Source organism: Chryseobacterium soldanellicola (genome assembly GCF_900100115.1).
Taxonomy (GTDB): domain Bacteria; phylum Bacteroidota; class Bacteroidia; order Flavobacteriales; family Weeksellaceae; genus Chryseobacterium; species Chryseobacterium soldanellicola.
The window spans coordinates 471,876-496,187 of the sequence record NZ_FNKL01000002.1; the positions used below are offsets into that span (position 1 = coordinate 471,876).

Sequence of the window (24,312 nt, forward strand, 5' to 3'; positions counted from 1 at the left end):
ATCATGAAAAAACTTCTACTTTCTTTAAGTATTTTGTTTACGGGAGCTCTTGCTCATTCACAAACAGTATTGTTGAACGAAAATTTCGATTCTTACACAGATTTCGTAATTACAGGATTTGGTAACTGGCAAACATTAGATTTAGATCAGCTTAACACCTATACAGGAGGAACAGACAACCCGTTATGGGACAATGCTGGAGCTCCTATGGCTTACCAGATTTTTAATCCTACTACTGCTGGTGTAACTAATGCAACATCAGGAACAGAGTTGAGAAATTTTGATCCTCACAGTGGTCAAAAATATGCAGCTTGTTGGGCTGGTGTTCCAGATATCGTTACCGCTAATAATGACTGGCTTGTATCTCCTGCAGTAACATTAGGAGCAACGGCAAACCAACTTTCATTATGGGTAAAATCAATGTCTAGCTCTTACGGCCTTGAAAAATATAAAATTGGTGTATATGTTGGTTCAGGAACTCCTACAACTTCTGCTAACTTTACTATCATTTCAGGTGCTACATCTTTATCAGCTCCTTATCCAAACTGGGAACAGAAAATTTATTCTCTAGATGCTTATGCAGGACAAACAGTTCGCATCGGTATCCAGTGCGTTTCTGCGGATACTTATATGTTTATGGTTGATGATGTAAAAATCACAACAGGAACTCTTGCAACTAACGAAGTTGGTGCAAAAACTAAATCAACAAGCGTTTACCCTAACCCAACAAAAGGAGAAATCAATATCAAAACTGATAAAAAGATCAAGTCTTCTTCAGTTTTAGATGCTTCTGGTAGATCAGTATTGACTTCTACTTCTCAAAAAGTAGATATCTCTTCTCTTCCAAAAGGAGTATATTTGGTAAAAGTTGATTTCACAGACGGAACAGCGACAACTGAAAAAGTAATTAAAGAATAATTACAACCTCATAAAACTTTAAAACTCACCAAATTTTGGTGAGTTTTTTATTTTACTTTTGTAAAAACTTTTAACACGTGCATATTAAATCAAAATTCATCAATTTTCTCAAACTTGTATTCCCGTCTGGCATTACAGAATGGTCTGTTTTCTTGTTTTTCCTTATTTGCTACGGCATTTTAGGATCATATATTGCCTTAAATTACAGGATTATTTTCGACAGCAGAATTCCCTGGGACGCTTATTTCAGCTTTGATAACAGAGCCATTATTATGTCTGGTGGCAGTTTCGAAAGACACCCTCTCGCCTATTATTTTTTTAATTGGATAAGAGAATTGGCATTATTGATTTCTGATGGAAAAATGGACTCAACATTCAGGTTGACTTTAGCATGGATGAGCAATATTACGGTGAGTTTAAGCCTTGTTCAGGTTTTTAAGTACTTAAAAAACATCATAAATCTTCCTCTTTTAGTAAATATTTTACTTATTTTATTTTTCGGAGTTTTTTCGACAAACATTTTACTTTCTTTTACCCCGGAAAATTTCACTTATACTTTGTTTCTTTTAACATTATATAACCATTATGCAGCCATAAAACTTAAAAAAGACGAAAAAATAAATCCTTTCGCTCTCATTTTAGCAGGAATTTCTATTGGCGGCTTAACCGTAACCAATATTGTAAAAGCTTTTATCCCTGTTGCTTTTGAAAAAAATGTATTCAGAAGCTGGAAAAAGCTCGGAAACGCGGTGTTAAGAGTCTTTGTAACGTGCATTTGCTTTATTCTTTTATATTTAAACAGAATTGATTTTAAGTATAAAACTATTTTCAACAAAACCAGCGAACAATACGAAAAATTTTCAAATGTAAAAACAACCCCGACATGGGATATGATTTCTTCTTTCTTTTTTGGAGGGAATATTTTATTTTCAAACTTTATCATTCGTGATAAAAATGCCAAAGGTTTTGATTTTAAAGCTTTAGTCATGGATGTTTATTCATCATGGATTCCCTATATTTTTATTGCTGCACTTTTACTGTTGATTTTTTGGAGTTATTTTAAAAATTTTAAGAACAAATTCGTTCAGATATTAATGATATCATTTGTATTTGATGTTTTCATTCATTGTGTGATGAGGTTCGGATTACACACTTCATACATCTACGGCGGGCATTTTGTTTTCGTCTATCCGTTGTTGATCGGATGGTTGTTTTATTCCTATAAATCGTCTCCGAAAATGGTGTCATTTTTATTATCAGTTGTTGGAATTTTATTCATTTATTTATCCATAAATAATTACATAAGAATGACAGAATTTTTTTGGTTTTTAGACAAATATTATCAATAAAAAAGCTGGGAAAACGATTCCCAGCTTTGCTGTTTTTTTATTATTTAAATTCACTCTATCTTGCTTCAGCACAGAATATTCTGTATTGTACAGCGATGGCGGATTTAAAATATTCTCTTACTTTTGAAAGGTCAGAAGCGGCACTTTGCTTTGTGAAATAACTTCCTGCCAGAATCTTATAATTCGGTCTTAAAGAGGCATCGGTCTCAACTTTTAAATTGGGAAATCTTCTTCTGAAATATGACTTCACCTCATTCGCTTCTTCGTTACTTTTTACGGTTGTAATCTGTATCTTAAAACCTAAAATTCTAGGATTTTTTCTGCAAATTTCCGCATTTGTCAATTCCCGGCTCGGAACATAGATTTTTGCAGGTCTTGTGTAAGAGCTCTCACCATCATCGTCCGGTGAAATAGTAGTGGCGACCCTCGAACATTTCTCTTCAAGCCCCTCCAAAGCCGTATTTACTTTAGAGTCCATCGTCATTACGAGCTCCGTTCCGGACAGGGTGTCTTTCTTCACAACCTGCTGTGCTTCAATATTATAAAATCCGAATAAAGATAATATCGAAAATATTTTTATGAAATTTCTCATTTAAACTTGTTTCCGCAAATTTATACAAATTAAAAAATTATACCAAACATGGTTATTTAGAATAATTACAAATTAAACACAAATGACATTTTCCCCTTTCTTTATGCCGTTAAATTCCTGTTAAAAATATTATTTTTGCGGGATTGATTGAATGTTCAATATTTTACTAACATAAGATAATTTAAATGATTAGTTGGAGAAAGCATTATAGACAAACGTTGATTGCAATAGGCTTATTGTTATCAACCAGTGCTTCAATTTACGGGCAAGACGGCGATCCGAAGAATGGTGAGAAACTTTTCAAAGCGAATTGTACTGCATGTCACGCACTAGACAAACAAGTTGTAGGACCACCTTTGAAAGGAGTTGTGGAACGTGTAAAGACGGAGGGTGGTGTAGACAAAGATTGGCTTCACAAGTGGATCAAGGACAATAAAGCTCTGAGAGCTTCCGGAGACAAATACGCCAATGAAATTTTTCTAAAATTTAATAAAACTGAAATGTTGCAGTTTCCTAACCTTACGGATAAGGATATTGATGATATTTTAGCTTTTACAACTAATCCTCCGGCTCCGGAAGAGGCAAAACCGGCGGCAGGAACAGCAACGGCGACAGATGCTACAGCAGCTGCACCGGCTAACAATACGACGACAAGCGTTGTTATCATTTCACTTTTAGCAATTGCTGCTTTATTGGTTTGGATCTTAATTAAACTAAGACAATTGGTGAAATTAGGGCAATCTGAAGATTTGGCAGGGCTTAATGAGACAAGAGTAAAATCTTTCAGTGAAATCTACGAAAAATACCACTATATAGGTAAAGGATTAATCGCAATCCTGGCTCTATTAGCAAGTTACGGAATTTGGAACTGGGTCATGTGGATCGGAGTTTACAAAGGGTATAAGCCAGAGCAGCCTATCTATTTCTCACACAAAATCCACGCTGGAGAACAAAAAATTGACTGTCAGTTATGTCACTCTAGTGCTAAATACGGTAAGGTTTCTGAAATCCCTTCTATGAATGTTTGTATGAACTGTCACAGAACGATTTCCGAATACAACAAAGACCACTACATGGAACCTGGAAAAGATAAAGCATTCTATGACGGAGAAATCCAGAAGATTTATGCTGCGACAGGTTGGGATCCTGCAAAGACCCAATATACAGGTAAAACTCAGCCAGTGGAGTGGACGAGAATCCACAATATGCCGGATTTCGTGTACTTCAACCACTCTCAGCACGTAGTTGCCGGTGAACAAGCGATCATTAATTCTTTCAACAAAAAGAATCCAGATAACAAAATTGATGTTGTTTGTAAAGCTTGTCACGGAAAAATTGATACAATGAATGTTGTTCAAATGGCTAACGACTTCACTATGGGATGGTGTATCGAATGTCACAGAACTACAGAGGTTGATATGAACAACGGTTATAATAAAGAATACTTCAAGAATCTACACGAAAAGTTGAAAAAACAATACCCTAAAGACGGTGGTAAGATTACTGTAGATGCAATTGGAGGTCTTGAGTGTGGTAAATGTCATTATTAATAACTAAAAAATTAGAAGTATAAATGGCTTCAAACAAAATACAATTTAGAAGTATTCATGAACTTAAAGACCCGGCTTTAAACAATAAGCTGGCTCAAAAAGAGTTTCAGGAAGAAATTCCGGTAGAAGATTTCCTTGGAGATGCTGAACAGAACGGATCAAGTACTTCAAGAAGAGATTTCTTAAAGTTACTAGGATTCTCTACAGCTGCGGTAACGCTTGCTGCTTGTGAAGCTCCGGTAATTAAAACGATTCCTTACGTGGTAAAACCTCACGATATTATTCCTGGGGTACCGAATTACTACGCTTCAACATATTTTGATGGTTTCGACTTCGCCAGCGTTTTAGTAAAAACCCGTGAAGGTAGACCCATCAAGATTGATCCAAACCCGGCGGCCGGCGATCTAGGTAAAACTAATGCAAGAGCTCAGGCAAGTGTACTTTCTCTTTATGATAATGATAAAGTAAAACAGCCTAAGCTGGACGGGAAAGACGAAACTTTCGACAAAGTAGATGATTTCGTACTTAAAGGTTTGACAGAAGCTCAGGCAGGCGGTAAAAAGATTGTTCTGTTATCTCAGTCTTTCGCTTCACCTACTTTCAAAAAGCTATTTGCTGAATTTAAAGCAAAATATCCTACCGCTGAACTAGTAACATATGATGCTTTCCCTTACTCTGCAGCTTTAGATGCTGCTCAGGAGGTATTCGGACAAAGAGCATTACCAGTTTACGATCTTAAAGGAACTGAATTGGTCGTTTCATTCCATGCAGATTTCTTAGGAGATTACAATGCATCAAGCTTAGAAACTTCTTATGCTGCTGCAAGAAAACCGGGAGCAAACATGTTGAGACACATCCAAGTGGAATCAAACATGTCTTTAACCGGCGCTAATGCTGACTCAAGATATAGATTAAAGCCAAGTGCTGTAAACAAAACTTTAGTTGAAGTTTACAACGCAATCGTAGGAGGTGCTGCTCCGGCTAGTAAAGATGCCGTTGAAATCGTAAAAGAAATTCAGGCTAAAGGCAGCAAAGCAGTAGTATTCGCTGACGGTTCTAAAGCTGCTCAGGTTTTAGCTCACCTAATCAACCAAAAATTAGGTTCGGTTGCTTTCACAGGTAAAGCCAACTTCTTAAAAGAATTTGACAAAGCAAGATATAATGAATTCCTTGGATGGGTAAATGCAGGACAGGTTGGAGTATTGATTACAAACAACGTAGATCCTATTTATTCTCACCATAAAGGAGCTGAGTTTGAAAAAGCAATCAAAAATGTTCCTTACGTAATTGCTGTTGCTGATAAGAAAAACGCAATGTATAAAGCAGCAAAAGCTGTAATTCCTGTGGCTAACTGGCTAGAATCTTGGGGTGATATGGAACCTCAAACAGGAGTTTATACATTAATGCAGCCTACAATCCAGAAAATCTACAAATCAAGACAGATCGAAGAATCTCTATTGGTTTGGAAAAATGGTAAAAATAACGCTGCTAATAACTATTACGATTACTTAAAAGCAAGTGCTGCTTCTATCTTAGGAGCAACTTCTTTCAACAAAGCTTTATATAACGGTATCGTTCCTTCTAATAATGCAACAATGTTGTCTTATGCAGGTGGAAATGGTGCTCAGGCTGTTGCTGAATTGGGTAATTTTAAAGCTTCTGATTTAGAATTAGTTCTTTATACTAAGACTTCTATCGGTGATGGTACTCAGGCAAACAACCCGTGGTTACAGGAATTACCGGATCCATTAACAAGAATGTCTTGGGATAACTATTTGACAATTTCTCCTAAAGATGCAGAAAAGTTTGAAATAGATAACGATCTTAATGCAAGAATGCAGCTGGACGGATCTATCGTAAACCTTACTGTAAACGGAGTAACAATAAAAGATGTTCCCGTATTTGTTCAACCGGGTCAGGCAGAAGGATCAGTTGGTCTTGCGCTTGGTTACGGTAAGAAAAACTCCGGAGCAACGGCTGATACTGGTGTAAATGCTTATCCTCTATTTGATGGTTCTAACCTGGCGGTGTCTGGTGTTAAAATCGAAAAAACAGGTGAAGATCATGAGTTTGCAGGTATCCAGCTTCAAAATACATTAATGGGACGTTACGAAATCGCGAAGGAGGTTCCTTTGACAGAATTCTTAAACGTAGCATTTGATGATGAGCACAAAGGATGGAACAAGCCTTTGGAATATCACACGATCAGCGGTGCATTACCGGCAAGAAAAATTGACCTTTGGGATGCATTCGATGATACTGACGGGCCTCACTTTAACTTATCAATCGACTTGAACTCTTGTACGGGTTGTGGAGCATGTATTATTGCTTGTCAGGCTGAAAACAACGTTCCTGTTGTAGGTAAGGAAGAGATCAGAATGTCAAGAGATATGTACTGGTTAAGAATTGACCGTTATTATTCTTCAACTCAAAAAGTGGAAGTTTATGAAGGTCTTAAAGAAGGAATGGCCGTTCCTGAGCTTTACGGAAGTGGAGTTCTAGGTATTGAAGGAGCTTTAGAGAATCCTGCAGACAATCCTGATGTAATCTTCCAGCCGGTAATGTGTCAGCACTGTAACCACGCTCCTTGTGAAACTGTATGTCCGGTAGCGGCTACTTCACACGGTAAGCAAGGTCAAAACCACATGGCTTATAACAGATGTATCGGTACAAGATATTGTGCAAACAACTGTCCATATAAAGTAAGACGTTTCAACTGGTTTACGTATAACCTTAATGACAAGTTCGATTTCAATATGAATAACGATCTTGGAAGAATGGTTCTAAACCCGGACGTTGTTGTAAGAACGAGAGGGGTTATGGAGAAATGCTCAATGTGTATTCAAAAAACACAAGCAACTATCCTGGCTGCCAAGAAAGACGGAAGAAAAGTTACAGACAGTGAATTCCAAGACTCTGTTGCTTGTGCAGCAGCTTGTTCTACAGGATCAATGAAGTTTGGAGACATGAATGACAAAGAATCTGAAGTGAGAGAATTATATTCTAGCAACAGAAGATATTATTTACTTGAAGAGATCGGAACAAAACCAAACGTGTTCTATCACACTAAAGTAAGAAACAGAGTAGAAAAATAAAGTTTAAATAATAAATAGGTAAAAAATGTCAGGACATTACGAAGCTCCGATAAGGGAACCTCTGATTATTGGTCACAAAACTTATCACGATATCACAGAAGATATTGCACGACCTATCGAAGAAAGAGCAGGTAAATTATGGTGGATCTCACTATACGCAGCCTTAGTTCTATTTTTATACGGATTCGGCTGTATCGCTTATACTATCGGGACAGGTATTGGAGCATGGGGGCTTAACAGAACTATTAACTGGGGTTGGGATATTACCAACTTCGTATGGTGGGTAGGTATCGGTCACGCCGGAACACTTATCTCCGCAGTATTATTATTATTTAGACAGCGTTGGAGAATGTCTGTAAACCGTTCAGCGGAAGCGATGACGATCTTCGCAGTTGTACAGGCAGCAATCTTCCCTGTAATCCACATGGGTAGAGTTTGGGTAGGATATTGGGTATTCCCTTTACCAAACCAGTTCGGTTCTCTTTGGGGGAACTTCAACTCTCCTCTACTTTGGGACGTATTTGCGATCTCTACGTATTTCTCAGTATCAACGGTATTCTGGTTCATGGGACTGATCCCTGACTTTGCAATGATCAGAGACAGAGCAAAAACTCCTTGGACTAAGAAAATTTATACATTCCTAGCATTCGGTTGGGGTGGTAAAGCAAAACACTGGCAAAGATTCGAAGAACTTTCTTTGGTTCTTGCAGGTTTGGCAACTCCACTTGTATTCTCAGTACACACCACCGTATCTTTTGACTTCGCAACTTCGGTTATTAAAGGATGGCACTCTACGATCTATCCTCCTTACTTCGTTGCGGGTGCGATCTTCTCAGGATTTGCAATGGTACAGACCCTATTGTTGATCGCTAGAAAAGTTTGTCACTTAGAAGACTATATTACAATGTATCATATCGAAATTATGAACATCGTAATCATCTTAACAGGTGGTATGGTAACGGTAGCTTACGCAACTGAATATTTCATCGGATGGTATTCGGGATCAAGATTTGAAGATTTTACATATCTTTCTCCGGGTGCTGCTGTTGGACCTTATTGGTGGGCTTTCTGGTCACTAATTATCTGTAACCTTGTAATTCCTGCTTCTTTCTGGTTCAAAAAACTAAGAACGAACATTATCTGGACTTTCATCGTTGCATTAATTATCAACATCGGTATGTGGTTTGAGCGTTTTGATATCATCGTTATCAACCTTTCGAGAGACTACTTACCAGGATCTTGGACAATGTTTAAGCCAACGATCATTGATGTAGGTGTATATTTAGGAACAATTGGATTCTTTTCTACATTATTCTTATTGTACGCAAGAACATTCCCTGTAATTGCACAGGCAGAATTAAAATCGATTTTGAAAATCTCAGGTGAAACTTATAAAGCAAAAGAAGGAGATGAGCACCACTAAAATTGTATACGGACTTTATGCTGATGACGACGATTTAATGAACGGCGTTAAGGCATTCAACGATAAAGGAATTGCGATAAACGAAGTTTATACTCCATTCCCGGTTCACGGACTAGATAAAGCTTTAGGGTTAAAGAAAACCAGAATTTCTGATGCTGCATTCTTCTATGCCCTTTATGGTGTTACCATTGGTGCTACTGTAACCTGGTATGTGATGAATCATGACTGGCCTCAAAACATTGGTGGTAAACCTGCTTTTGACTGGGGACACAACATGCCTGCATTCGTAGTTCCAATGTTCGAATTAATGGTATTCTGTGCGGCTCACATGATGTCTTTGACTTTCTTAGCAAGAAATAAAATGTATCCTGGAGCACCGGCTCAGAACCCGGACCCGAGAACGACTGATGATAAATTCATGATGGAATTTGTAACTGAAGATGTAGAATCTGTAAAACAGTTGCTGATTGAAACTGGAGTTGAAGAAATAACTGTTAAAGACGCTTAAAATGAAAGAGAATGTATTAAAAATTACAGCGGTTTTAGGTTTAACAGCAGTTTTACTTAATTCTTGCGGACCAAAAGAAAATACACCATTGGTATATTTCCCTGATATGTACTTTCCCGTAGCTTATGATCCATTGATGAAAGCTCAGGATGCGTATTCAGATCATGAAAACGAAATTCCTGCATTTGTTAAAAATAATGGCGCGACAGGTCTTTCTCCCGTAGAAGGAAGTGTTGCTCAAAATAAAGACGGAGTTTTTGAAGAAAGCCTGCTTCCTAAAAATGTAGATGAATATAATGCAGGGTATGATGCATCAAAATCAATAACAGCTTCTCCGCTAAACCCGGCAAATGCTGCTAAAGATATAGAAAGAGGAAAAATGTTATTTGATCATACGTGTGCAGCTTGCCACGGTGTAGGAGGTGATGGACAGGGGCCAATCGTACAAAGCGGTGCTTTCTCTGGTGTACCCAACTATGCTGATAGAGAAATTACTGTAGGATCTGTTCATTATGTATTAACAAACGGTAGAAACGCGATGGGTTCTTATGCAGGGCAACTAAACGCTGGAGACAGATGGAGAGTGGCAATGTATGTGATTAACGCGTTCAAAAAAGCAGCACCGGCGGCTCCTGCAGCAGCAACAGCTACAACAGCACCGGCAACAACTGAGAAGACTACCGAAACTAAAAAATAAGAAAAGAAATGTATAGTTTTTCACCAAAATTAAAATCAACTTCTATAATATTCCTTGTTGTAGGTCTAGTTCTATTTGGTATTGGTTTCTTCTTAAATAAAGGAATTAGTACAGAAAAAATTGAACAAATGATGGAAGCTGTTCATGCTTCAGGTCATAATGCTCCTACACATTCAAGTGAAATGGTGGGGCCTCAAGATCATGCTGCTCACTTAGAGCACGCTACACTTCAGGTTCACAATCAGCCTTTGGCAGCATTACATTTTGTAGCTGTATTTTTCTTTGGAGTGAGTTGTGCAGTATTGTTTTTTTACTGTATCCAGCACGCGGCACATGCAGGTTGGCCAATTATTATCACAAGAGTAATGGAGGCTATTGCTTCTTATATCCCTTGGGGTGGTGCTATTTTAGTAATCTTAATGTTTTTAAATATCTTCCACCAGGCACACCTTTTCCACTGGATGGATCCGGATTTGACAGACCCTAACTCTGCACATTTTGATGTGATCTTATTTGAAAAGAAAAGATTCTTAAATATTCCTTTCTACGCGATCAGAACTCTAATCTATGTATTAGGTGCATCTTTCTTCGCATGGAAACTGAAAGCTCAATCTAAAAAAGTAGATGAAACTAAGTCTAAAGTAGAGTATCAATTCCTTTACAGATGGGCGGTAGGATATATTGCCTTCTTCGGATTTGCTTCTGCGGCTTGGGCTTGGGACTGGTTGATGTCTATTGACCCTCACTGGTATTCTACAATGTATATCTGGTATTCAATGGTTAGCTGCCTTTCAAGCGGAATCGCTGTTATCATTCTTTTAAGTGTTTACTTAAAGAAAAACGGATTCTTACCTCAGTTCAATGACAATCACTTGCATGATTTAGGAGTATTCCTTTTCGCTACAAGTATGCTTTGGACGTACACATGGTTTGCACAGTTCATGCTTTACTGGTATGCCAACGTACCGGAAGAGGTTAACTACTTCTTCGGAAGATTCCAACACTACTCTCCTACGTTTTTACCAATGCTGATTATAAACTTCTTATTACCATTATTAGTATTAGTAAGCAGCAGCATCAAGAGAAATTACAAAGTGGTTACAACAATGGCGATAGTAGTTATCTTAGGACACCTTTTAGATTACTTCAACATGGTTATGCCGGGAACAGTAGGACCATACTGGAACACTCCTGAAGTATTTATCCTAATATTGGGAGCTGTACTATTCGTAGTTGGATTATTTATGTTTACTGTGCTTACAGCATTATCTAAGCTTAAATTGATTCCTACAGGAAACCCATTCTTACATGAATCTGAAATTTATGAGTATCCTTTCTAAGGACTTGTAACAAAATAAAATTACAAAAGACTGATTAGTAAAATAATCAGTCTTTTTTTATGCAAATAATTGAAATTTTTAATCTCTAAGACAACCTTTTCAATATTTATTCGTCTTAATAACAAGAATGATTTACAATTATTAAAAAACAACCTTTATGAAAAGAAATTATCTTTTACAAATCTTTTTTGTGTTGGCATTACAATTTTTCAATGCGCAGACCATCACCTTTGTTTCTGAAAAAAACAATAAGCCCTTACCCAAAGTTTCCGTATTCGGAAAAGACGGCAGCATTTTAGCCTATTCTGACATTGATGGTAAAATTGAAAAATCATTAATAAAGCCCGATCAGGAAAAATTCCAGCTGGTTTATGATAATTTTTCTGTTGCAACCCTCTCGTATTCAGATTTTGACAAAGATGTTATTAAAATTAATGACCGTATAAAAGACATCGAAACCGTTGTCATTAAAAACAACAAGCCCGCAAAATACATTTTTATAAAAGGTAATTTTAACACATATGTAACCGTAAACAACAAACTTAATGGTTATGTTGATGGAATTGTCACTTACATTTTTGATAATAGTACCAAAAAATTAAAAAGCACCAATGTACAGCAATACCGGGTTTATAGATTGAAAGATCCCAAAAATGATAAGAAGCAAATGTCATCATGGGATTATGGTAATTCCTTAAATCTTCCAAAACTGAAACATCTAGGAAATCCTGAAGACTATAAAACAAGAATGACAGAAATAAAAGAATTAAAAGGAGACAGAAAGGATGAAATAGAAATTTCCGGAGGAATGCTACTGGAAAAAGAATTTGCTTTCCTGGGGTATAGATTTTATGAATTAAGAACAATTCTGAACCTTTCTTTTGAAAAAGGATCAGCAAAAACATTAAAAGATTTTCTGGAATATAACGAACTTGCCTTTATGAAAATAAAACATAAAAGTGAGCCAAGCCCCAATCAAATAAGTGTTTATTCTAATTTTTACCCTACCGAATTTAGTTTCGAAAACAATAATGATGTTGAAAAAGTAAAATATAATAAAGACAACAGTAACTATCAGACTAAATTCTGGGAGGATCCATCTTTTCCTAATATGCAAACTATTTTCAGCTCGTTTTTTAAAGACGATTTAAAAGAGCAAGAAAATAAAAAATAAAAACTTCTATTAATAAAGGTTTTACTATTTTTGTGGTAAATCAGATAAAAATGAAAAAGTTTTCTTTTCTACTCGTTTTCAGCTTATTGCTATTTACAGCATGTAAGAAAGACCATGTAGATGCTACGAATACTAAAACTTTGCAATCAAGTATCAATGATATGGCGTCCAGCCTTACAACGATTAAACAAATCAAGTTTAACGAGGCATTGTATATTTTAAAAACTTTCGGAGTGGAAGCCGACGGAGATGTTGCCGAGCTAAAAGCCCTTGGCCAGCTAATCAACGGAAAAAAAGTTCCTGAAATTATGTCTTTGGCCGATCAGGTTGCACAGAAAAACGGCATCGAATGGGCAAGTACAGCCCCGCCTTCATTAGGTGAAATGAATATTTTCGGTGACGAAAAAGCAAAAGAAAGCGATCCTAATGATGTGAAAGCAAGCTCATTAAGCATCATCACAAGACCTACAGGCGATGACGGCAACGGCGCAACTGCCCTTCAGATCATTCCAAGACTTGTGGATGCTGCAGGAAAGCCGGTTTCATTTACCGGTGCTGGTTTAGAAGCTACTTTAGAAGTTTTCAGCAACGGAGTAAAGCTTTCTACTGCCAAAAACCTGATGCAGGATAACAATTTTAAAGGTTTTAATTTAAAATTTTCATCTATTGCAGCTTCAAAAGTAGTTGACAACAAGATCGACATCACAATATCTGTAAAAACAACGGCAAAAACTTTCAAAATGTCGAAGATCGGTTTAGATGTAAACCCTTCAGCATTGAAAGTTCCGGCTCCGGCAGTAGTTGATTCTACAGTGGTTCCACAAGATCCGAGTGCCGTAGATCCGAACAGTCCGGTTGCAAATCCTGCAGATCCCAATGCAACACCTGCGACCACTCCGGCTACACCAAAACAGCCTGCAGCAGATCCGAAAGCTACGGTAAATAAATTTTTAAATAATGTAAGCTCTCAAAATCTTAAAGCAGCATTTGACGCTTCAAGCAATCCAAACTGGGGAAGTTATGAATCTTTCTCAAACCCGACTTCAGGATTTGGATCAGTGAAAAATGTAAGTGTTAAAAACATTACACCGAATGCCGTAAATGCAAATAGCGCAAGCGTAAATGCAACCTACGATGTTACCGATAAAAATGGGAAAACAACGGCTTTAAAAGTAACTTTCGGGCTTAAAAATGTAAATGGAGACTGGAAAATTTCCAGCTATAAAATCAATCCGTAATGGCATCTCAGGAACTGAAACATAGGCTCGAAACGACGATTGAAAATATTCCTGATTTTCCGATCCCGGGAATTCAGTTCAAAGACATCTCTCCTATTTTCTTGAATCCGAAATTATACGAAGAAGTAATCGAAGATTTGGTAAAATTCAGCAAAGGAAAAGTAGATTCGGTCTGCGGAATTGAAAGCCGGGGATATCTTTTCGGGATTGCAATTGCCGTAGCACTGGAAGTTCCGTTTATTTTAATCAGAAAAGCAGGAAAGCTTCCTCCGCCGGTTGTTTCAGAAAAATATGATCTGGAATATGGAAGCGCCGAAATTGAAACCCGTGAAGGTCATATAAAAAAAGGGCAACGAATTTTAATTCACGATGATTTGCTGGCAACCGGAGGAACAACCGAAGCAGCCGCAAAACTGGTAGAAAAACAAGGCGCAGAAGTTGTTCAGTTTAGTTTTTTAACCGCTTTAAAAGATTTAAAGGGAGAAGAGAAACTGAAGAAATTCAATGCTGAAATCTATTATATTTTAGAATATTAAGATTAATGACAAAAATTTAGATGCTTCGACTTCTCTCAGCATGACACTTTTAAAACAGACTTTTATTATTTTCAAATAAGACGAATAGTATTAGAGAGGTCATGCTGAGCCCGTCGGAGCATCTTTTTTAAGCGATATTGTAGTTTAAAATTACACTTTCACAACATTTCGACAATAATACATTCAAAGTATTTTGTAAATCACTCAGAAACAATTAAATTTGCAATTCAATTTTTAAGAATTTATGGCAAAATTGGGAAAGAATGCTCAAAACGAGCAAGAAGGTAAAGAAACAGTGGAATTCTTTAAAGATCTTGACAGAGAGGCTTTAAACACAGAAAGATTCCTTGAAAAATATTCAAAACCTCTAAGTATTGTTTTTGGAGCTTTGGTTTTGGGAGTTCTGGGATTTTTCGCTTACAAGCAATTTGTAGTGGTTCCTCAGAATGCAGAAGCTGTAAAAAGTTTCCTTGCTGCTCAAAAAAATCTTACCGAGGGGAAAGATAAAGAAGCTTTGGGAGGTAAATCTGCTGCAAATCCAGGGTTTTTAGGTACTTATAATGAATTTTCTTCTACAGACATCGGTAAGCTTTCTGCTTACAATGCAGGTTTATTAAAATTCAAAGAAGGAAAATTCCAGGAAGCTTTTGATCTTTTAGATAAATTTTCATCTGACAACAAGACATTAATGGCAATGAAATTCGGCGCTATGGCTGATGCTAAATCAGGTCTTAATAAAAATGACGAAGCCTTATCATTATTAGACAAAGCTGCTACAGCATCTGACGATCCTTATACCATTTACTATTTTACAAGAAAAGCAGGTATTTTGGCTTTAGGATTAAAGAAAAATGCAGATGCTAAAAAATATTTCGCTACAATTGACGAAAAATATCAGGACTACGACAACGGAATGTCTGATTCTTATATTGAAATGACTAAATATTATTAAAAAATGGCAACAGTTAATCTTTCCGATTACAAGCCACTTCATATAACTAATGCCGAAGATTTTTCTATCGGCATTGTTTTTTCTGAGTGGAATGATTTTGTAACCTACAATCTTCGTGATGCAGCCCTTGAAATCCTTGAAAAAGAAGGGGTAAAAAAAGAAAACATAAGACTTTTTCCGGTTCCGGGAGCTTTTGAATTGAATTATGCAAGCATGCAGCTTTGCAAAGAGCGTAAATACGATGCGATCATCTCGATCGGATGCGTTATCCGTGGGGAAACTCCGCATTTTGACTATGTTTGTTCGGCGGTTGCTCAGGGTATTAAAGACTGTAATATTTTGACGGATACACCAACAATTTTCTGTGTTCTGACAGATGATACTAAAGAGCAGTCGATTGCAAGAAGCGGCGGTGATCTAGGAAATAAAGGTGTTGAGGCCGCAGTAACAGCACTGAGAATGATTGATTTTAAAAAGAATTTATCTGATAAGAAAGGGAACATCGGTTTCGGACATTCTTAAAATAAAATTCATACAAAAATAAGAAAAGGGCTAAGGTTTTTAGTCCTTTTTTGTGTATAAAATGTTGCTATTTGTTATTTTAAATTAACAATATCAATTGATTTACGATTAATTTAATAAAAAATTCAAATCAATAAATAAATTTTTACAGAATTGTTTACAAAAACTATCTTTGTGAAATTAATATCCCGATCAATATGTTTACACAAAAAATAAAACCTTTCCTTTATTTAGGAGTTTTCTATCTTATTCTTTCGTTGATAGTAAGGGTTGTCTTCTTTTTTCATCCGATCACCACGGCAAATTTCAGCTTTCTTGAGATCCTGAAAGTTTTGTCGGTCGGGCTGGTAAATGATATTTTTGTGTTTATCTTGGCTAGTTCGATTTTAGCGCTTTATTTTTTATTACTTTCGAATTCAAAATACAATAAACCTTACGGATATATAATTTTCGGAGTTTTATTGCTTTTATTCCTATATATTTTAGCCGTTCCCAATAACATTTTTAAGCAATATGGTGGCTCTGTTACAAGAATTGCGCTTATTTTTGTCGGTTTAAAAACATTGCTTTTTGGATTAATGCTTTTTCTGCCTTCAAAAAGGATTAAAATACGTAACGTATTGTATTTCATTACATTATCACTTTATGTTTTATTGATCGTCTTTAATGCGGTGAGCGAATATTTCTTTTATAATGAATTTGGAGTACGTTACAACTTTATCGCGGTAGATTATCTAATTTACACCAATGAAGTAATTGGAAATATCATGGAAAGCTATCCTGTACTTCCTTTATTTTCAGCAATTCTGATTGTTACCTTAGCAATTACGATTTTCATTTATAAAAAAACAAAAAATGAATTGCTTGAGCTTCCGAATTTTAAACAAAAACTGACTTTATTAGGAACTTTTGTTGTCTTGGTCGGCATCAGCTTACTGATTTTGCCGATGATGATGAAAATGAAATCCCCCAATGTTTTTGCAGATGAAATTGAATCAAATGGCTTACCGAAGTTTTATTGGGCATTTACTCACAACGAACTCGATTATTTCCAATTTTATTCTCAAATAGACGAAAAACAGGCACAAAAGAATTTTTTAAACCAATATTCTCCGCCGGCTTTGGCGAGGAATGTTGTGGCAGATCAACCCGAAATGAAGAAAAATGTTGTCCTGATCTCTATCGAAAGTTTATCGGCCGATTTCATGGAACATTATGGAAATACACAAAAGATTATGCCTTTCCTTGATAGTCTAGCAGACAAATCTTTAATGTTTACTAACCTTTACGCCACAGGAAACAGAACGGTTCGTGGTTTGGAAGCTTTAACGCTTTGTATTCCGCCGACTGCGGGAGAAAGTATCATTAAAAGAGATAACAATAAAAATAAATTCACAACCGGAAGTGTTTTCAAATCAAAAGGTTATGATGTGAAGTTTTTATACGGCGGTTACAGTTATTTCGATAATATGCAGGATTTTTATGCCGGAAACGGATATGATATCGTAGACAGAAATAATTTTAAGCCTGAAGAAATTTCTTTCGCTAATGTTTGGGGCGTTGCTGATGAAGATATGGCTAAAAAGGCAATTAAAATAATGAATGCTGAAGCCAAGTCAGGAAAACCGTTTTTCAATCATTGGATGACCGTTTCCAATCACCGTCCGTTTACGTATCCTGAAGGAAGGATTGACATTCCCGGTGATGCAAAATCAAGGGAAGGCGGTGTAAAATACACCGATTATTCGCTTAAAATGTTCTTTGAAATGGCAAAAAAACAAGACTGGTATAAAAACACTGTCTTTGTGATCATTGCCGATCATTGCGCTTCCAGTGCAGGAGACACGGAACTTCCGATGGATAAATACAGAATTCCGGCGATGGTTTTCTCGGAAGGATTTGTTCAGCCTCAAAAATTTAATAAATTGATGTCACAAATTGATGTGATGCCCACGGTTTTGGGATTGCTGAATTTTAATTATAGATCAAAATTCTTAGGTCAGGACGTTTTCAAAAAAGAATTCCAGTCTAAGGCTTATATTGCAACTTATCAGGATTTAGGCTTTGTGAAAGACAATTATTTAACAATTATTTCACCTGTGAAAAAGGTTAAACAATATTCTCTACAACAAAAATCAGGAAATTTAGCTCCGGAATTCAATATTTATTATGATGAAATTATACTGAAAGATCCGAATCAAAAATTGGTTAACGATGCCATTTCAGCGTATCAGTCAACCTCTTTCTGGCTTAAGCATAATCAGCTGAACCGATAATTTATTTAAAAATATATTCAAAAAGCATATTGAAAATTATCATTTAATCTCAACATTAGCTTTAAATTTTTAACTTTACCTGAAAAATTATTTACTATGAAATGGACAGACGATAGAAGCGGTAACGTAGAAGACAGGCGAGGGTTAGGTGGCGGTGCCGTTGTAGGCGGCGGACTGGGAACTTTGATTATCGCAGCAATTATATTTTTTCTTGGCGGAGATCCTTCCTCCATTCTTTCTTCGGGAGGCAGCGCAAGCTCTGCAGGAACGGAGCAAAGAGATTTAACGGCTGATGAACTGAAAGTCCGTGAGTTTGTAAAAATGGTTACTGCCGAGAACGAAGAAACCTGGACCAAAATTTTCGCCGACAATGGTATGAAATATACTCCCGCAAGAGTTGTTTTATTTGAAAACACTACACAATCCGGATGTGGAACAGCTCAATCTGCAATGGGCCCTTTTTATTGTCCTGCAGATCAGACGGTTTATATGGATATGAGTTTCTTTAAGGAACTCCAACAGCAATTCGGAGCGAGAGTAACAGAATTTACAATTGCTTATGTAATGGGTCACGAAATGGGTCATCACGTGCAAACACTTTTAGGAACAACTCAAAAAGTCGATGCATTAAGAGGAAGATATTCCGAAGCGGAGATGAACCGGGTTTCTGTAGCCACAGAATTACAGGCAGATTTTTATGCCGGAGTTTGGGCCAGACAAACCGATGCGAGAGAACATATTTTAGAACCCGGAGATATTGACGCGGCCATTGAAGCTGCTGAAGCTGTAGGCGACGATAATATTCAAAAAAGATCGCAGGGATATGTAAATCAGGAAAGCTTTACCCACGGATCATCTGCACAGCGTAAAGAATGGTTTATGAAAGGCTACAACACGGGAGATATCAGACAAGGTGATACTTTCGATCAGCTTTTAAAATAAATTTTAATTATAAAAAATTAAAAACCCCTGAAGAAAATTCCTCAGGGGTTTGTTTTTATTGCAATTCGATTGGATTACTGTTCTTTTTCGCATCATCTTTTACCCTCTCCTCCATTCTTTTTCTCATTTCAGCAGGATTTTGTCCTCCGCCACCGCCGCGGTTTCCTCCACCACCTCCGGCTCCACGAAATCCGCCACCACCTTGTTGACTGATGAATGACATCGGATCAGACTTATATTTTTCCTGCTGTTTCAAATAATCTGTTCTTTTGACTTTAATCGTGTTTCCAAATTGATTTAAGTTCGGAAGATCAGCGATTTTATAATTTTTCATTAAATCAAAAGAATAATCGCCTTTATCATCTTCCACTTTTACAATTAATCCCGGAAGTCCGCCGAATTTGTACGGTCCGTCCTGATACGGTAAATCTGTTGTAAACCAGGCCGTCCATTTTCTTCCGCCGAAGTCTGTTTCTGCTTTCTGAACTTTATATTCACCAATTTTTGTTGTTTCAGAAGAAATTTTCCAGTTTAAAGGACGATCTTCTTCATAAGAATAATTATCTCTTCCGATTCGGTCTTTCAAGAAAGTCTTTTGGTTGTTTTTATCTTTTTCAACAGAATAATTGATATTCGATCGTAAACCTTCCATCTGGTCTCTGCTTACGCTTCCTCTTCCGCCGCCACTCTGAAAGTTTTTCTGCATAATAGAATCTCTTTTGAATCTGTTTTCAGAGTAAAAAAGTGATTTTTCAGCCGAAATATCAAGATATGCATTTTCTGTTTTAATATCATTTTTATTGGTAGCATCCGGTTTCATTGTAACCTGATACACAAAGCGGTTGGCTTGCGCAGAAATATTCTGCATAAACAACGCCAGAGCAATAATGCCTAATTTTTTCATTATATTAATTTATTTTAATTCAATTGGGTTTTCACTGACTGTATTTTTAAAGAAAACATTTTCCGAAGTTCCTTGCATTGGAGCATCATTCCCGTTCATTCCTTTGTGAGACATTCCGCCTCCGCCTTGATGATTTCCTCCTCTCATTCCACCGCCGTGTCTTCCGCCACCGCCAAAATCTGGCATTCCGCCTTCATTTCCTCCCAGCCTTTTATTTTTTACAAATTCTAATTCGAGCGCAGCTTTATCGCCGTTAAAGGCAATTCTTGTGCTTTGCTTTGCATCAGAGCTTATTTGTTCTTCAAAACCATTCTGAACCGTAATTTTTTTGACAAGATCAAATTTATAATCCCCTTTATCATCTTCCAGCTTTACAATTAGTCCAGGTAATCCTGAAAATTTGTAAGGCCCATCAGAAATAGCAATTTCTTTTGTAAACCATGCCGTCCAGATTCTGCCTCCGAAATTTACAACTGCTTTTTGAGATAAATATCCGTTTTGTTTTTCTGTAACATCCGATATTTCCCATTTCAAAGGTCTGTCTTCCTGATAATAAATTTGCTTTCCTGCTACCTTATCATAGTAATAAACTTTCTGTTCCGGAATGTTTTTAGTGATAAAATATTCAAAAAAAGCAGGTTCGATATGTTTTTTCACCCCAACTTTTGATAAATCTTTCTCTTGTTTTGTATTATCTTCTTTTTCTTTCAACTTAAAAGCAGAAAATAAAGAATCTTTAATTAATTTATTTTCACTGATAAATAAAGAACGGTTTGCCTTAACATCCAAAAAAGTTTTTTCAGTTTTGAGGCTCACCAGATTAATTGAATCAGGATTCACAGAAGTCTCGTAAATGTATCTCGTCGTCTGCCCATAAGACATTGTCAACAAAAATAACAGTGCAAAAACAAAGAGTTTCTTTTTCATTATTAATTTCTTTATAGATAAAAAATACAGCTTAAAGTTAAACCATAAACAGAATTTTAGAATTTAACAAAGAAGATTTATATAATTTTTAACATTAATAATCGGCATTATAAAATATTATAGGAAGAGAATCATTAAAATAGATATCTTCAATTTGAGATTGCGGAAATTAGTTCGTATTTTTGCAGGATTAAATCATTCTAAATAAATACAATGATAAAAGTATCAGATCAAGCAAAAGAAAAAGCCATCCAACTTATGACGGAAGATGGTTTTAAGCCTTTTGAAGATTATATAAGAGTTGGGGTAAAAAGCGGGGGATGTTCTGGTTTAGAATATGTTTTGAAATTTGACAATCAAAAAACAGATACAGACCAGGTTTTTGAAGACAATAACATCAAAATTATTGTTGACAAAAAATCGATCCTCTATTTAGCAGGTACAATTCTTGAATTTTCGGGCGGATTAAACGGGAAAGGATTTGTTTTTAACAATCCTAATGCATCCAGAACGTGTGGTTGTGGAGAGAGCTTTTCTTTGTAATTATTAAAAAATTAAAGGATTAAAAAATTAAAGATTACTGAATGGCAGTTGAGTTTGAAAATTTTGAAGTTTATCAATTGGCCGTTAATCTTACTAAAAATGTTTTTAATCTTTTAAATAAAGATAAATTCAAGAAAGAATTTGAATTGAGTAACCAAGTTAAAAGAGCGGTTTTATCAATTTCAAATAATATTGCCGAGGGTAGTGAATACAACAATAACGCACAGTTTATACGGTTTTTAAAATATTCCAAAGGAAGTTGTGGTGAAGTTAGAAATATGTTACATCTTTGCTCGGTACTGTATGAGGAGGATACAAATGAACTAATTAATGATTGCAAGGTAGTTTCAAAACAATTATCAAAATTTATTGATTATCTCTCTAAAACAGATGTTAGAAAACGAAACTAATTTTTTAATCATTTAATTTTTTAATTATTTAATTAATGTCAAAATACACTGAAGACGACTTAAGAGTTGATCTTGAAAATAAAAAATATGAATTCGGCTGGGAAACGAAGATCGATTACGAAGATTTTCCCACTGGTTTGAATGAAGACATCGTCCGTGCTATCTCTGCTAAAAAAGAAGAGCCGGAATGGATGACACAATGGCGTTTGGAATCTTTTAGAATTTGGCTGAAAATGGTTGAGCCTGAATGGGCAAATATTAAATATACAAAACCTGATTTTCAAGCGATTAAGTATTATGCAGCCCCTAAATCTAAGCCTGAACTGGAAAGCTTAGATGAAGTAGATCCTGAATTATTGGCAACTTTCGCCAAATTAGGAATCAACATCGAAGAGCAGAAAAGACTTTCAGGAGTTGCTGTAGATATTGTAATTGACTCAGTTTCAGTAAAAACAACGTTTCAGGATACATTGGCGGAAAAAGGAATTATTTTCTGTTCAATTTCTGAGGCGATCAAAAACCACCCGGATTTGGTAAGAAAATATCTTGGAAAAGTAGTTCCGAGAGGAGATAATTTTTATGCAGCACTTAATTCCGCAGTATTTTCTGACGGAAGCTTCTGCTACATTCCAAAAGGGGTAAGATGCCCAATGGAATTATCAACGTATTTCCGTATCAATCAGGCAGGTACAGGGCAGTTTGAAAGAACGCTTGTTATTGCTGATGAAGGAAGTTATGTTTCTTATCTTGAAGGCTGTACAGCACCATCGAGAGACGAAAACCAGCTTCACGCAGCCGTTGTAGAGCTTATTGCTTTAGATAATGCTGAAATTAAATATTCAACGGTTCAAAACTGGTATCCTGGAAATGAAGAAGGAAAAGGTGGAGTTTTCAATTTTGTAACGAAAAGAGGACTTTGCGAAAGGAAAGCAAAAATCTCATGGACACAGGTTGAAACGGGTTCTGCCGTAACCTGGAAATATCCTTCTTGTATCTTAAAAGGTGACGGCTCTATCGGTGAGTTCTACTCTATCGCGGTGACCAATAACCATCAATATGCAGATACAGGAACAAAAATGATCCACATCGGGAAAAATACGAAGTCAACGATCATTTCAAAAGGTATTTCTGCCGGAAAGTCTCAAAATTCATACAGAGGTCTGGTAAAAGTAATGCCTTCTGCAAAAGGAGCAAGAAACTTTTCTCAATGCGACTCTTTACTGATGGGTAATGAATGTGGCGCGCACACTTTCCCTTATATTGAGATCAAAGATCCGACGGCACAATTGGAACATGAAGCTACAACTTCAAAAATCGGGGAAGATCAGATTTTCTACTGCAACCAGAGAGGAATTGATACAGAAAGAGCAATCGCTTTGATCGTCAATGGTTTCAGTAAAGAAGTTTTAAATAAATTACCAATGGAATTTGCTATTGAAGCTCAGAAATTATTAGAAATTTCACTAGAAGGCTCAGTAGGATAATCTTGTTTTTGTGGCAGAAAATAAAGATTAAAATAAATAGAAAATAGTATTTCATTCGTAAGCATCAGTGCTTTATAATTTATGTTAGGATTATAAAGGGAAATACAAACTGCTGGCTTCACGATAAATTATGAAAATATGTTAGAAATAAAAAACTTACACGCCAGAATTGAAGATGGCGCACAAATTTTAAAAGGGATCAATCTTGAAATAAAACCGGGCGAAGTTCACGCTATTATGGGACCGAACGGAGCCGGAAAATCTACTCTTTCATCCGTCATTGCAGGAAAAGAAGAATACGAAGTTACAGAAGGAGATATTATTTTTAATGGAGAAATCATCAACGAAGATGCTCCCGAAGAAAGAGCGCACAAAGGGATTTTCCTTTCTTTCCAGTATCCGGTGGAGATTCCTGGGGTTTCTGTAACCAACTTTATCAAAGCTGCTCTGAACGAAAACAGAAAAGCAAACGGATTGGATGAAATGCCTGCAAAAGAAATGCTGGCAATGATTCGTGAGAAATCTGAGCAATTGGGAATCAAAAAAGATTTCCTTTCAAGATCATTGAATGAAGGTTTTTCAGGAGGTGAAAAGAAAAGAAACGAGATTTTCCAGATGATGATGCTTAATCCGAAGCTGGCCATCCTTGATGAAACTGATTCAGGATTAGACATTGATGCTTTGAGAATCGTTGCAGACGGTGTAAATACGTTTAAAAATGAAGGAAATGCAGTTCTTTTGATTACCCACTATCAAAGATTGCTTAACTATATTCAGCCTGATTTTGTTCACGTTTTAGCCAACGGAAAGATCATCAAAACAGGTGATAAATCGCTTGCTTTAGAATTGGAAGCAAAAGGTTACGACTGGCTTTTAAATTAATTAAAAAGATTAAGAAATTTAGAGATTCAGAAATTGATCTCTTCGTTTAA

General features: G+C 36.3%; 22 protein-coding genes. 19 read left to right on the forward strand and 3 right to left on the reverse strand.

Annotation, left to right across the window (positions count from 1 at the left end):
• The first annotated feature begins 3 nt into the window (after positions 1–3).
• Positions 4–918 (forward strand): T9SS-dependent choice-of-anchor J family protein, encoded by a 915-nt coding sequence (locus BLT04_RS06930; protein ID WP_089755547.1) that lies wholly within the window; start codon positions 4–6, stop codon positions 916–918.
• Positions 919–995: 77 nt separating this feature from the next.
• The gene (locus BLT04_RS06935) at positions 996–2,267 is read left to right on the forward strand and encodes a DUF6080 domain-containing protein (RefSeq protein ID WP_317040688.1); all 1,272 of its coding nucleotides are present in this window, start codon (positions 996–998) and stop codon (positions 2,265–2,267) included.
• Positions 2,268–2,322: 55 nt separating this feature from the next.
• Here BLT04_RS06935 and BLT04_RS06940 read toward each other — a convergent pair whose 3' ends face one another.
• A complete protein-coding gene (locus BLT04_RS06940; RefSeq protein WP_089755063.1) occupies positions 2,323–2,859 on the reverse strand; it encodes a sporulation protein in 537 nt (178 codons plus the stop codon).
• A gap of 185 nt (positions 2,860–3,044) precedes the next feature.
• Between BLT04_RS06940 and BLT04_RS06945 the strand changes: the two genes are divergently transcribed.
• The 13 genes from BLT04_RS06945 to ypfJ all read left to right on the forward strand — a co-directional run bounded on the left by BLT04_RS06945 (position 3,045) and on the right by ypfJ (position 19,112).
• Positions 3,045–4,409 carry a c-type cytochrome gene (locus BLT04_RS06945; RefSeq protein WP_089755064.1) on the forward strand — a complete coding sequence of 455 codons (1,365 nt, stop codon included), beginning with the start codon at positions 3,045–3,047 and terminating at the stop codon, positions 4,407–4,409.
• 23 nt (positions 4,410–4,432) lie between these two features.
• Positions 4,433–7,504 (forward strand): TAT-variant-translocated molybdopterin oxidoreductase, encoded by a 3,072-nt coding sequence (locus BLT04_RS06950; RefSeq protein WP_089755065.1) that lies wholly within the window; start codon positions 4,433–4,435, stop codon positions 7,502–7,504.
• Positions 7,505–7,529: 25 nt separating this feature from the next.
• Entirely contained in the window at positions 7,530–8,927 is a 1,398-nt protein-coding gene (gene nrfD / locus BLT04_RS06955) for an NrfD/PsrC family molybdoenzyme membrane anchor subunit (RefSeq protein ID WP_089755066.1), read from the forward strand.
• Positions 8,914–9,435, forward strand: a complete 522-nt coding sequence (locus tag BLT04_RS06960; RefSeq protein WP_089755067.1) for a DUF3341 domain-containing protein — start codon at positions 8,914–8,916, stop codon at positions 9,433–9,435. Before nrfD ends, BLT04_RS06960 begins: the two co-directional genes overlap by 14 nt.
• Position 9,436: 1 nt before the next feature.
• The gene (locus tag BLT04_RS06965; RefSeq protein WP_089755068.1) at positions 9,437–10,132 is read left to right on the forward strand and encodes a c-type cytochrome; all 696 of its coding nucleotides are present in this window, start codon (positions 9,437–9,439) and stop codon (positions 10,130–10,132) included.
• Positions 10,133–10,140: 8 nt separating this feature from the next.
• Positions 10,141–11,472 carry a quinol:cytochrome C oxidoreductase gene (locus BLT04_RS06970; protein ID WP_089755069.1) on the forward strand — a complete coding sequence of 444 codons (1,332 nt, stop codon included), beginning with the start codon at positions 10,141–10,143 and terminating at the stop codon, positions 11,470–11,472.
• Between the two features lie 157 nt (positions 11,473–11,629).
• Positions 11,630–12,646, forward strand: coding sequence for a hypothetical protein (locus BLT04_RS06975; protein WP_089755070.1), 1,017 nt, complete (start codon positions 11,630–11,632; stop codon positions 12,644–12,646).
• Positions 12,647–12,696: 50 nt separating this feature from the next.
• A complete protein-coding gene (locus tag BLT04_RS06980; RefSeq protein WP_089755071.1) occupies positions 12,697–13,884 on the forward strand; it encodes a hypothetical protein in 1,188 nt (395 codons plus the stop codon).
• The gene (locus BLT04_RS06985; protein WP_089755072.1) at positions 13,884–14,420 is read left to right on the forward strand and encodes an adenine phosphoribosyltransferase; all 537 of its coding nucleotides are present in this window, start codon (positions 13,884–13,886) and stop codon (positions 14,418–14,420) included. The genes BLT04_RS06980 and BLT04_RS06985 overlap by 1 nt, the downstream gene beginning before the upstream one ends.
• A gap of 244 nt (positions 14,421–14,664) precedes the next feature.
• Entirely contained in the window at positions 14,665–15,372 is a 708-nt protein-coding gene (locus tag BLT04_RS06990) for a YfgM family protein (RefSeq protein ID WP_089755073.1), read from the forward strand.
• A 3-nt stretch (positions 15,373–15,375) separates the two neighbouring features.
• Complete coding sequence (ribH, locus tag BLT04_RS06995; protein ID WP_089755074.1) at positions 15,376–15,894, forward strand: 6,7-dimethyl-8-ribityllumazine synthase; 519 nt, start codon at positions 15,376–15,378, stop codon at positions 15,892–15,894.
• A 197-nt stretch (positions 15,895–16,091) separates the two neighbouring features.
• Complete coding sequence (locus BLT04_RS07000) at positions 16,092–18,170, forward strand: LTA synthase family protein (RefSeq protein ID WP_089755075.1); 2,079 nt, start codon at positions 16,092–16,094, stop codon at positions 18,168–18,170.
• Between the two features lie 96 nt (positions 18,171–18,266).
• A complete protein-coding gene (ypfJ, locus tag BLT04_RS07005) occupies positions 18,267–19,112 on the forward strand; it encodes a KPN_02809 family neutral zinc metallopeptidase (protein WP_089755076.1) in 846 nt (281 codons plus the stop codon).
• A gap of 55 nt (positions 19,113–19,167) precedes the next feature.
• On the opposite strand, the gene BLT04_RS07010 is transcribed toward ypfJ, so the two are convergent.
• Positions 19,168–20,016 (reverse strand): GLPGLI family protein, encoded by an 849-nt coding sequence (locus BLT04_RS07010; RefSeq protein ID WP_089755077.1) that lies wholly within the window; start codon positions 20,014–20,016, stop codon positions 19,168–19,170.
• 9 nt (positions 20,017–20,025) lie between these two features.
• Positions 20,026–20,943, reverse strand: coding sequence for a GLPGLI family protein (locus BLT04_RS07015; protein ID WP_089755078.1), 918 nt, complete (start codon positions 20,941–20,943; stop codon positions 20,026–20,028).
• A 213-nt stretch (positions 20,944–21,156) separates the two neighbouring features.
• Between BLT04_RS07015 and BLT04_RS07020 the strand changes: the two genes are divergently transcribed.
• The 4 genes from BLT04_RS07020 (at position 21,157) to sufC (ending at position 24,262) form a co-directional block, all read left to right on the forward strand.
• On the forward strand, positions 21,157–21,486 hold the full coding sequence (locus BLT04_RS07020) for a HesB/IscA family protein (RefSeq protein ID WP_089755079.1): 330 nt from the start codon (positions 21,157–21,159) through the stop codon (positions 21,484–21,486).
• A gap of 41 nt (positions 21,487–21,527) precedes the next feature.
• The gene (locus BLT04_RS07025) at positions 21,528–21,896 is read left to right on the forward strand and encodes a four helix bundle protein (RefSeq protein WP_089755080.1); all 369 of its coding nucleotides are present in this window, start codon (positions 21,528–21,530) and stop codon (positions 21,894–21,896) included.
• A 35-nt stretch (positions 21,897–21,931) separates the two neighbouring features.
• Positions 21,932–23,380, forward strand: a complete 1,449-nt coding sequence (sufB, locus tag BLT04_RS07030) for a Fe-S cluster assembly protein SufB (protein WP_089755081.1) — start codon at positions 21,932–21,934, stop codon at positions 23,378–23,380.
• 138 nt (positions 23,381–23,518) lie between these two features.
• Positions 23,519–24,262, forward strand: coding sequence for a Fe-S cluster assembly ATPase SufC (sufC, locus tag BLT04_RS07035; RefSeq protein WP_089755082.1), 744 nt, complete (start codon positions 23,519–23,521; stop codon positions 24,260–24,262).
• Positions 24,263–24,312: the final 50 nt, after the last annotated feature.

Coding starts and splice junctions, on each gene's coding strand:
- BLT04_RS06930 (WP_089755547.1), top strand. CDS start 4: ATGAAAAAACTTCTACTTTCTTTAAGTATTTTGTTTACGGGAGCTCTT.
- BLT04_RS06940 (WP_089755063.1), bottom strand. CDS start 2,859: ATGAGAAATTTCATAAAAATATTTTCGATATTATCTTTATTCGGATTT.
- BLT04_RS06945 (WP_089755064.1), top strand. CDS start 3,045: ATGATTAGTTGGAGAAAGCATTATAGACAAACGTTGATTGCAATAGGC.
- BLT04_RS06950 (WP_089755065.1), top strand. CDS start 4,433: ATGGCTTCAAACAAAATACAATTTAGAAGTATTCATGAACTTAAAGAC.
- nrfD (WP_089755066.1), top strand. CDS start 7,530: ATGTCAGGACATTACGAAGCTCCGATAAGGGAACCTCTGATTATTGGT.
- BLT04_RS06960 (WP_089755067.1), top strand. CDS start 8,914: ATGAGCACCACTAAAATTGTATACGGACTTTATGCTGATGACGACGAT.
- BLT04_RS06965 (WP_089755068.1), top strand. CDS start 9,437: ATGAAAGAGAATGTATTAAAAATTACAGCGGTTTTAGGTTTAACAGCA.
- BLT04_RS06970 (WP_089755069.1), top strand. CDS start 10,141: ATGTATAGTTTTTCACCAAAATTAAAATCAACTTCTATAATATTCCTT.
- BLT04_RS06975 (WP_089755070.1), top strand. CDS start 11,630: ATGAAAAGAAATTATCTTTTACAAATCTTTTTTGTGTTGGCATTACAA.
- BLT04_RS06980 (WP_089755071.1), top strand. CDS start 12,697: ATGAAAAAGTTTTCTTTTCTACTCGTTTTCAGCTTATTGCTATTTACA.
- BLT04_RS06985 (WP_089755072.1), top strand. CDS start 13,884: ATGGCATCTCAGGAACTGAAACATAGGCTCGAAACGACGATTGAAAAT.
- BLT04_RS06990 (WP_089755073.1), top strand. CDS start 14,665: ATGGCAAAATTGGGAAAGAATGCTCAAAACGAGCAAGAAGGTAAAGAA.
- ribH (WP_089755074.1), top strand. CDS start 15,376: ATGGCAACAGTTAATCTTTCCGATTACAAGCCACTTCATATAACTAAT.
- BLT04_RS07000 (WP_089755075.1), top strand. CDS start 16,092: ATGTTTACACAAAAAATAAAACCTTTCCTTTATTTAGGAGTTTTCTAT.
- ypfJ (WP_089755076.1), top strand. CDS start 18,267: ATGAAATGGACAGACGATAGAAGCGGTAACGTAGAAGACAGGCGAGGG.
- BLT04_RS07010 (WP_089755077.1), bottom strand. CDS start 20,016: ATGAAAAAATTAGGCATTATTGCTCTGGCGTTGTTTATGCAGAATATT.
- BLT04_RS07015 (WP_089755078.1), bottom strand. CDS start 20,943: ATGAAAAAGAAACTCTTTGTTTTTGCACTGTTATTTTTGTTGACAATG.
- BLT04_RS07020 (WP_089755079.1), top strand. CDS start 21,157: ATGATAAAAGTATCAGATCAAGCAAAAGAAAAAGCCATCCAACTTATG.
- BLT04_RS07025 (WP_089755080.1), top strand. CDS start 21,528: ATGGCAGTTGAGTTTGAAAATTTTGAAGTTTATCAATTGGCCGTTAAT.
- sufB (WP_089755081.1), top strand. CDS start 21,932: ATGTCAAAATACACTGAAGACGACTTAAGAGTTGATCTTGAAAATAAA.
- sufC (WP_089755082.1), top strand. CDS start 23,519: ATGTTAGAAATAAAAAACTTACACGCCAGAATTGAAGATGGCGCACAA.